An 8,600-nucleotide genomic window follows, 5' to 3' on the forward strand; every position below is an offset into this window, starting at 1 on the left:
TCACTATGCTTGGCCTCGTCGCCTTGGCGCTCTCGATCGTCTCGCAGATCGGCGATCTGTTCGAATCCTGGGTCAAGCGCCGGCACGGCTGCAAGGATTCGAGCAATCTCATTCCCGGCCATGGCGGCGTCATGGACAGGGTGGACGGGCTTGTCGCGGCTGCGTTCGCCCTGTACGTCATCGGTTGGATTGCGGCGGGCGCCGACCATCCGGCAATGGGGCTGTTTCCGAACTGACTGGCGTCGCCAATGGGCGAAAACGACGCGTGCCAGGGATTCGCCCGGATTGATGCCACAGTCGCGGCGGACTGTCGCGCTGGGCGAATTTTGAGGGCATGACTTGAACGAGATTCTTCACGCGCTCTTCAGCACGCAAGGCTTTGTCCTCGGCACCCTTGTGCCGTTCCTGTTCGTGCTCACCGTCGTGGTGTTCGTGCATGAGATGGGCCACTACCTCATCGGCCGCTGGTGCGGCATCGGCGTCAAGGCTTTTGCCATCGGCTTCGGCCCGGAGCTCTTCGGTTTCAACGACCGCCACGGAACCCGCTGGAAGCTTTGCGCCATTCCGCTTGGCGGCTACGTGAAATTCGTCGGCGACATGAACGCGACATCGAGCCAGCCGAGCACCGAGGACCTCGAATCGCTGAGCGAGGCCGAGCGCGAGGTCGCCTTCCACACCCAGCCGATCTGGAAACGCGCGGCGACCGTCGTCGCCGGGCCGCTGTTCAATTTCCTGCTGACGATCGCCGTGTTCGCGGTGCTGTTTTCGCTCTATGGCCGCCCGGTGATGGAGCCTATGGTGGCCGAAGTCAGCGCCGGCAGCCCGGCGGCGCGGGCGGGCATTCAGCCCGGCGATCGATTCGTCAGAGTCGACGGCAACAAGGTGGAGACCTTCGCCGACGTTCAACGCCTGGTTTCGGGCCGCGCCGGCGACGCCATCACCTTCACCATGTTGCGCGACGGCAAGGAAATCACCGTCACCGCGACACCGGAACCGATGGAGCAGCAGGATGCGCTGGGCAACAAGGTCAAGGTCGCGATCATCGGCGTGGCCAACAATGCGGAGCTCGGGCAGCCGCGACTGGTCTCCTACACGCCCGCGGGCGCGCTGGCGGCGGCTGTCGAGGAAACCGGGCATGTGATCGAGCGCACCGGGCAATTTCTGCAACGTTTCGTAGTCGGGCGCGAGGACAAATGCCAACTCGGCGGCCCGATCAAGATCGCGAAAATGTCGGGTCAGGCGGCCAAACTCGGTTTCGAATGGCTGGTGCAGCTTGTTGCATTCCTGTCAGTCGGGATAGGGATTCTCAATCTGCTACCGATTCCCCCTCTCGACGGCGGCCACCTCTTGTTCTACGGCGTGGAGGCCGTCATAAGGCGGCCCGTGTCGGAGCGGATGATGGAGATGGCCTACCGGACCGGTCTCCTTCTGGTGCTCGGATTTATGGGTTTCGTTTTTTGGAATGATCTGTTTGGGTGCTGAAATCATGAAGGAATTTGGCTTCGGCCCCACCCATATTGAGACGCCGTTTACCATGCGTGGGGATATGCGTGACACGAAAGCCACGCAACAGGGTTAAGTAAATACAAATTAACCGGGAGCCTTGCGTGTAGGGGAAATCCGGTTAATACGGTAAGGGAAAATACCGCACGTCCGGTTTTCTCGCCGTGGGGACTACGAGAAAAAGGTACAAAAGCCCGATGAAGGCAGCATCCAAGTTTCTGAGCGCCGCGTCCGCGGCGGCTTTGTCCGCCGCCCTGGTTTTGCCAGGCGCGCTCGCAGTGCAGTTCGTTGCCACATCGGTAGCCGAAGCAGCAGTGGTCAGCAGGGTCGAGGTCAGCGGCAACCAGCGTGTCGATGCCGAAACCATCCGCAATTACATCGCGATCAAGCCCGGCAAGGCGTTTTCAAGTGCCGATATCGATAGCGCCGTGAAGGCGCTGTTCGGCACCGGGCTGTTCTCGGACGTCCAGATCAATCAGGTCGGCTCGACCCTGGTCGTCAAGGTTTCCGAATACAAGGTCGTCAACCAGGTCCTGTTCCAGGGCAACAAGAAGCTCAAGGACAACGCGCTCCAGGCCGCTGTCCAGCTGAAGCCGCGCGCGACCTTCTCGCAGCAGGCGCTCGACGCCGACGTCGAGGCGGTCAAGGCTGCCTATCGGCGTATCGGCCGCGACGACGCCGCCGTGACCACCCAGATCATGGACCTCGGCGACAATCGCGTGAACGTGGTCTTCAACATTAACGAAGGCGCGCGCACGCAGATCGCGGCGATCAATTTCGTCGGCAACAGCGCTTTTTCCAGCCGTCGCCTGTCGGACGTCATCAACACCAAGCGTTCGTCCTGGCTTTCATTCGTGCTGCGCGACGACGTCTATGACGAGGACAAGCTGCGCGCCGACCAGGAGTTGCTGCGCCGCTTCTACTACAATCACGGTTACGCCGACTTCCAGGTCGTTTCGGCCGTCGGTGAGTTGGATGAAGCCACCAACAAATACACGGTCACGATCACCGTGCAGGAGGGCGAGCGCTACAACTTCGGCGACATCAGTGTCGAGAGCACGATTCCCGAGGTCGACTCAAAGTCGCTGGAATCGGTGGTCCAGACGCACAAGGGCGATGTTTACAACGCCAAGGACGTCGAGGACACGATCGTTGCGCTCACTGAAAAGGTCGCCGGCTCAGGCTATGCGTTTGCCCAGGTGACGCCGCGCGGCGACCGCAATTTCGAGAATCACACGATCTCGGTCGTCTACACCATCGACCAAGGCACCAAGGCTTATATCGAGCGTATCGAAATCCGCGGCAACGACCGCACGCGCGACTATGTCATTCGGCGCGAATTCGATGTCAGCGAAGGCGATGCGTTCAACCAGGTGCTTATCCAGCGCGCGAAGAAGCGCCTGGAAGCTCTGGATTATTTTCAAAAAGTCGACATCTCGACCGTCCCCGGGTCCGCTCCGGATCAGGTTGTCCTGGTGGTCGATGTGGTCGAGAAGTCGACCGGTGAGTTCTCGGTCGGCGCCGGCTATTCAACCGGCGGCGACACGCCGGGTCCGTCCGTCGAAGGCTCGATCACCGAGCGCAACTTCCTCGGCCGCGGCCAGTACATCAAGCTGTCGGCCGGCGGCGGCAAGAACTCGCGCGACTACGCGATCTCCTTCACCGAGCCGTATTTTCTCGGCCGGCGCATCGCGGCGGGCTTCGACATCTACAAGTCGACCAGGGAATACAACAACCACTACGACAGCGATACCACGGGCGCGACTATCCGCTTCGGTCTGCCGATCACGGACAGTATTTCGACGCAGCTGGCGTATAATATCTCGCAAGAGAAATATAAGGTCGACGACAGTTGCGGCCCCACGAGCCCTGCTGATCCGGACGGCACGTGCACTATTTCGCCGGCTATCTTGGAAGGCGTAGCTCAAAGTCCGTGGATTAAGTCGTCGGTCAGCCTCGGGCTAGTCTACAACACCATCGACGATATGAAGAACCCGCATGAAGGGCTCTACGTCACTGGTACGACCGAGGTTGCCGGTCTCGGTGGTGACGCCAAGTGGGTGAAGTTGACAGGGCGCGCAAGCGTCTACCAAACGCTGTCCGAGCAGCTCGATCTGGTCGGTCTGATCTCCGGTGGCGCTGGCCATATCGCCGGGTATGGCAACGATGGTCTGCGCATCTTCGACCAGTTCCAAAGCACTGATCGTATGATCCGTGGCTTCGAATATGGCGGCATCGGCCCTGTAGATACCAATACGGGTGACCATCTCGGTGGCACGACCTATTTCAATGCCTCGGCCGAAGCCCAGTTCCCGTTGCCGGCTATTCCGGAAAGCTTTGGCTTGCGGGGCGCGGTGTTTGCCGATGCTGCAACGCTCTATGGCAGCGCAATTCATACTGCAGGCGTCACCCAGTCCTCGACCGATATGAAGCTGCGCGCTTCGGTCGGTGTCGGGCTGATGTGGGCGTCACCGTTCGGTCCGATCCGAATCGACTATGCGATCCCGGTGAAGAAGGAACCGACCGACGACGTGCAGGAATTCAACTTCGGCATAGCGACCCGTTTCTAATCCGCGGGTTACGATGTTTCCGGGTCGTGTGATGGCCCGGAATCGACTGATCCGACCTAGCTGGATAATGTTTGTGGAATGACCGATCCGGTGTTCTTCGCGCCTTCACGCCGGTATACGGCTGGCGAGGTCGCGAATCTGACCGGCGCCAATCTTATTGATTCCTCGCAGGCCGACATCGCCATCGACGCGCTGGCGCCCGCCAATGAGGGTGGCGACGGTGCGCTCGTCTTTGTCGACGGCAAGCGCAATTTCGCGGCTGCCGTTCTCTGTCCTGCCGACTTCGCCAACAGGGCGCCGCAGGGGATTGCGGTGCTGGCGCATCCGCGCCCGCAGCAGGCCTTCGCCATGGTGGGGCGGCTGCTCTTTCCGCAGGCCGCCACGCCCGGGCCGATGACCGGCGAAATTGGCATTTCGCCGCAAGCGCATATCGACCCGTCCGCGCATGTCGAAGCCGGTGCGATCGTGGAGGCAGGTGCCGTGATCGGTCCCGGCGCTGCCATCGGGAGCGGCACGGTCATTGCGCCCCATGCCGTCATTGGCCGCTCATGCAAGATAGGTCGTGATGGCTATGTCGGTCCGGGCGCCAGCATCCAATATGCGCTGATCGGCAACCGCGTCATCATTCATGGCGGTGCAAGGATCGGTCAGGATGGGTTCGGCTTCGTGGCCGGCGCCAAGGGACCTGAGCGCGTGCCGCAGATCGGCCGCGTCATCATCCAGGACGACGTCGAGATCGGCTCCAACTCGACCGTCGATCGCGGTGCGATGTCCGACACGATCATCGGACAAGGTACCAAGATCGACAATCTGGTGCAGATCGCCCACAATGTTCGTATCGGCCGCAATTGCATTATAGCCGGGCTTTCGGGTATTTCCGGTTCCGTCGTCGTCGGCGACAACGTCACCATGGGTGGCGGCGTCGGCCTCGCCGATCATTTGACCATCGGTCCCGGGGCCAAGCTTGCTGCGAGAAGTGGATTCATGAGCAACGTGCCGGCGGGCGAGGTCTGGGGAGGCTATCCGGCGCAGCCAATGGCGGAAGCCATGCGTGAGATCGCGATGCTGCGCAGGCTGGCCAGGACGCGCAAGCAGGGCGACGGAAATGGCTGACACGGTTGCGACGACACTTGAGGCGGTCGACATAATGGGGCTGATGAAGCTCCTGCCGCACCGTTATCCGTTTCTGCTGATCGACCGCATCGTCGAAATCGACGGCGACGACTCCGCGGTCGGCATCAAGAACGTGACTATCAACGAACCGCATTTCCAGGGCCATTTCCCGCAGCAGCCGGTCATGCCGGGCGTGCTCATCATCGAGGCCATGGCCCAGACCGCCGGCGCGATCTGCATTCGCAGCCTCAATGCGGAAAAGCCGTCGCTGGTTTATTTCATGACCATCGACAACGCGAAGTTCCGCAAGCCGGTCGTCCCCGGCGATCAGCTCAGGATCCACGTCAAGAAGATCAAGAAGCGCGGCAACCTGCTGAAATTTGCCTGCGAGGCGATGGTGGATGGCGCAAAGGCCGCCGAAGCCGAAGTTTCGGCTATGATGGTCACCGGCTGACGGTTTCTAATGCTCATGAAAGTTCAGACATCAATCCACCCTTCCTCGGTCGTCGAAGAAGGCGCCCAGCTCGGCGAAGGTGTGCGTATCGGACCCTTCTGCCATGTCGGCGCCGATGCCGTCATCGGCGATCGCGTCGAGCTGGTCAGCCATGTCTCGGTGATGGGCGCGACCACCGTCGGCGGCTCGACCAAGGTCTATCCAATGTCGACGCTCGGGGCGCCGCCGCAGAACACCAAGCACAAGGGCGGGCGCACGACGCTGGTCATCGGCGGAAATTGCACCATCCGCGAAGGCGTCACCATGCATGTCGGCACCGATTCCAGCCGCGGCGAGACGGCGATCGGCGACAATGGCAATTTCCTGGCCTATGCCCACATTGCCCATGACTGCGTCGTCGGCAAGAATGCCACCTTCGCCAATGGGGCGACGCTCGGCGGGCATTGCGAGATCGGCGACAATGTCTATATCGGCGGCCTGACCGCCGTGCATCAGTTTGTCCGCGTCGGCGACAACGCCTTTATCGGCGGCTGCTCGGCGGTCGTCGGCGACGTCATTCCCTATGCGATCGCCGTCGGCAATCGCGCCAAGCTGCGCGGTCTCAACGTCATCGGCCTGAAGCGCTCCGGCCTGCCGCGCGCCGAAATCTACATGCTGCGAAGGGCTTACAGGGCGATTTTCGACCACTCCCGCACGGTCGGGGAGAATGTCGAGATCGCCAAGGCGGAGTTCGCCTCGTCACCGACGGCCATGAAGATGATCGACTTCATCACCAGTCGCGGCAAGCGGCATTATGCCGTCCCGCCGCTGAAGGGCGGTGGCGGCGATGACGATGGCGATGACGAGGGCTGAGCCCGCCGGGTCAGGGCTTGCACTCGCGCCGGGCTCCAGGGTCGGCATCATCGCCGGTGGCGGCAGCCTGCCGGTCGAAGTGGCGGAAGGTCTGGTCAGACAGGGACATTCGCCTTTCATCATCCTGGCCGAGGGCGAGGTGGATCGCGAAGCGGACTTTGCCGCCTACGAGCAGGCGACGCTTGCGCTCGAAGACATCGGCTTCCTGCTTCCCTTGCTGAAGCGCGAAGGCATTAGCCACCTGGTTCTTGCCGGCGAGATCAAGCGCAGGCCGCGGCTTGCGAAGATACGTCCAACGCTCAGTCTGCTGACGATAATCCCCTCCGTGGCAATGGCGCTGGCCCGCGGCGACGACGGGCTTCTGAAGGTTCTGACGCGCGGGCTGGAAAGGCGCGGTATCACCGTGGTCGGAGCGCATGAGATCGTTCCAGATCTCGCTGCCGGCGAGGGCATGCTGACCAAGGCGGGACCAAAGCAATCGGACTGGCGCGATATCGAGGCGGGCCGCGCGGCGGCCAAGGCAATCGGCGAGCTCGACATCGGCCAGGCGGCGATTGCAATTGGGGGGCGGGTTATCGCGTTGGAAGGCATCGAAGGCACTAAGGGCCTGCTCGAGAGGACGCGCGAATTGCGCGGGCACGGCAGGCTCGCCGGCAAGACGCGCGGCGTACTCGTCAAATGCGCCAAGCCAGGGCAGGAGCTGCGCGCCGACTTGCCCTCGATAGGCCCGCAGACGGTCGAGGCCGCACACGCGGCCGGCCTTGCCGGCATCGCCGTCGAAGCCGGCCGCTCGCTCATTCTCGAAAGCCCGGTGACTCTCGCGCGGGCCGATGCGCTTGGCTTGTTCATCGTCGGATTTACCGCGACGGAGCCGACCGATGGCCAGTGAGAGGCCGCTCAAGATCGCCATCGTCGCGGGCGAGGAATCGGGCGACTTGCTCGGCGCCGACATCGTGCGTGCGCTCGAGAAGACCACCGGCCGTAAGATCCGGCTCGTCGGCATCGGCGGCCGGCATCTGCAGGACCTGGGGCTGACACCGCTCTTCGACGGCAGCGAGATCGCGCTGATGGGCTTCAGCGCCGTCTTGCGCGACCTGCCGCGGCTGATGCGCCGGATCAGTCAAACAGCCGGCGCCATCGCGGCGGAGCGGCCGGATTGCCTGATCACCATCGACAGCCCTGATTTTTCGCTGCGGGTCGCCAAAAGGGTCCGCGCCGCCGCGCCCGCTATCCCGATCGTCCATTATGTCTGCCCGAGCGTGTGGGCATGGCGGCCGGGCAGGGCGGCGGCGATGAAGCCCTATGTCGATCACATCCTCTGCATCCTGCCCTTCGAAGTGAAGGCGCTCACCCGACTTGGTGGGCCCCCCGGCACCTATGTCGGCCACCGGCTGACCCAGGATCCCGGCGTGCTTGGCGCCGCGAAGGCGCAGAGCTTGCCGCGGGACCTGTCGGAGGATCGCGTGAAGACGCTGCTCGTGCTGCCCGGCTCGCGCCGCGGCGAGGTGCGCCGGCTGATCGAGCCGTTCGGCAAAGCGATGTCGGTCTTGCATCAGCGCGGTCACCGCTTGCGGCTGATGCTGCCGACGGTGCCGCATGTCGCCGACCTGGTGAAAACATCTGTCACGCGGTGGGACGAGAAGCCCGAGATCATCACCGATCCGGAGCGCAAATGGTTGGCTTTCGGCAAGGCCGATGCGGCTCTGATCGCCTCCGGAACCGTTTCGCTCGAGCTTGCGCTTTGCGGTGTTCCAATGGTCTCCAGCTACAAGCTCGATCCGATCGCGAGGGAGCTGCTGCAGCATCTGGTGACGACCTGGTCGGCGCTGCTGCCCAATTTGATCGCCGATCGCGCGCTGGTGCCGGAGTTCTACGATCAGTATGTCAGGCCGGAGAACCTGGCGCGTCAGCTGGAAGCCCTGTTTGCCGATACCGGCATGCGCGCCTGGCAGCGGGCAGGTTTCGCCGAAATCGCCAGGCGCATGGCGACCGACAGGCCGTCGGGCGAGATTGCTGCCGAGGTGGTGCTGGGGTGCATCAAGAAAGCGAATAGGGAGTAGCGAATAGCGAGCAGGCTAGGCGCGAGCGCCGACGGGTTTCTTTCACTG

At 62.7% G+C, this 8,600-nt stretch carries 8 protein-coding genes; all 8 read left to right on the top strand.

Annotation, left to right across the window (positions count from 1 at the left end; all coding sequences use genetic code 11):
- A partial coding sequence (locus EOA79_RS26270; RefSeq protein ID WP_164893953.1) for a phosphatidate cytidylyltransferase occupies positions 1-236 on the top strand: 236 nt, incomplete at its 5' end.
- A 103-nt stretch (positions 237-339) separates the two neighbouring features.
- Positions 340-1,482: an RIP metalloprotease RseP gene (rseP, locus tag EOA79_RS26275; RefSeq protein ID WP_066992647.1), complete on the top strand. Its 1,143-nt coding sequence runs from the start codon at positions 340-342 to the stop codon at positions 1,480-1,482.
- Between the two features lie 218 nt (positions 1,483-1,700).
- Positions 1,701-4,073: an outer membrane protein assembly factor BamA gene (gene bamA / locus EOA79_RS26280; RefSeq protein ID WP_095825372.1), complete on the top strand. Its 2,373-nt coding sequence runs from the start codon at positions 1,701-1,703 to the stop codon at positions 4,071-4,073.
- Positions 4,074-4,151: 78 nt separating this feature from the next.
- Positions 4,152-5,186, top strand: a complete 1,035-nt coding sequence (gene lpxD, locus EOA79_RS26285; protein ID WP_128293432.1) for a UDP-3-O-(3-hydroxymyristoyl)glucosamine N-acyltransferase — start codon at positions 4,152-4,154, stop codon at positions 5,184-5,186.
- Positions 5,179-5,640, top strand: a complete 462-nt coding sequence (gene fabZ / locus EOA79_RS26290) for a 3-hydroxyacyl-ACP dehydratase FabZ (RefSeq protein ID WP_066992658.1) — start codon at positions 5,179-5,181, stop codon at positions 5,638-5,640. Before lpxD ends, fabZ begins: the two co-directional genes overlap by 8 nt.
- Positions 5,641-5,655: 15 nt before the next feature.
- On the top strand, positions 5,656-6,492 hold the full coding sequence (gene lpxA, locus EOA79_RS26295; RefSeq protein WP_067320155.1) for an acyl-ACP--UDP-N-acetylglucosamine O-acyltransferase: 837 nt from the start codon (positions 5,656-5,658) through the stop codon (positions 6,490-6,492).
- On the top strand, positions 6,479-7,381 hold the full coding sequence (gene lpxI, locus EOA79_RS26300) for a UDP-2,3-diacylglucosamine diphosphatase LpxI (protein WP_095825457.1): 903 nt from the start codon (positions 6,479-6,481) through the stop codon (positions 7,379-7,381). Before lpxA ends, lpxI begins: the two co-directional genes overlap by 14 nt.
- Positions 7,371-8,552, top strand: coding sequence for a lipid-A-disaccharide synthase (gene lpxB / locus EOA79_RS26305; protein ID WP_095825374.1), 1,182 nt, complete (start codon positions 7,371-7,373; stop codon positions 8,550-8,552). Before lpxI ends, lpxB begins: the two co-directional genes overlap by 11 nt.
- Positions 8,553-8,600 lie beyond the last annotated feature (48 nt).

Source organism: Mesorhizobium sp. M1A.F.Ca.IN.020.03.2.1, from assembly GCF_004023205.1.
Lineage (GTDB): Bacteria > Pseudomonadota > Alphaproteobacteria > Rhizobiales > Rhizobiaceae > Mesorhizobium.

Coding starts and splice junctions, on each gene's coding strand:
- lpxB (WP_095825374.1), top strand. CDS start 7,371: ATGGCCAGTGAGAGGCCGCTCAAGATCGCCATCGTCGCGGGCGAGGAA.
- lpxA (WP_067320155.1), top strand. CDS start 5,656: ATGAAAGTTCAGACATCAATCCACCCTTCCTCGGTCGTCGAAGAAGGC.
- lpxI (WP_095825457.1), top strand. CDS start 6,479: ATGACGAGGGCTGAGCCCGCCGGGTCAGGGCTTGCACTCGCGCCGGGC.
- fabZ (WP_066992658.1), top strand. CDS start 5,179: ATGGCTGACACGGTTGCGACGACACTTGAGGCGGTCGACATAATGGGG.
- bamA (WP_095825372.1), top strand. CDS start 1,701: ATGAAGGCAGCATCCAAGTTTCTGAGCGCCGCGTCCGCGGCGGCTTTG.
- lpxD (WP_128293432.1), top strand. CDS start 4,152: ATGACCGATCCGGTGTTCTTCGCGCCTTCACGCCGGTATACGGCTGGC.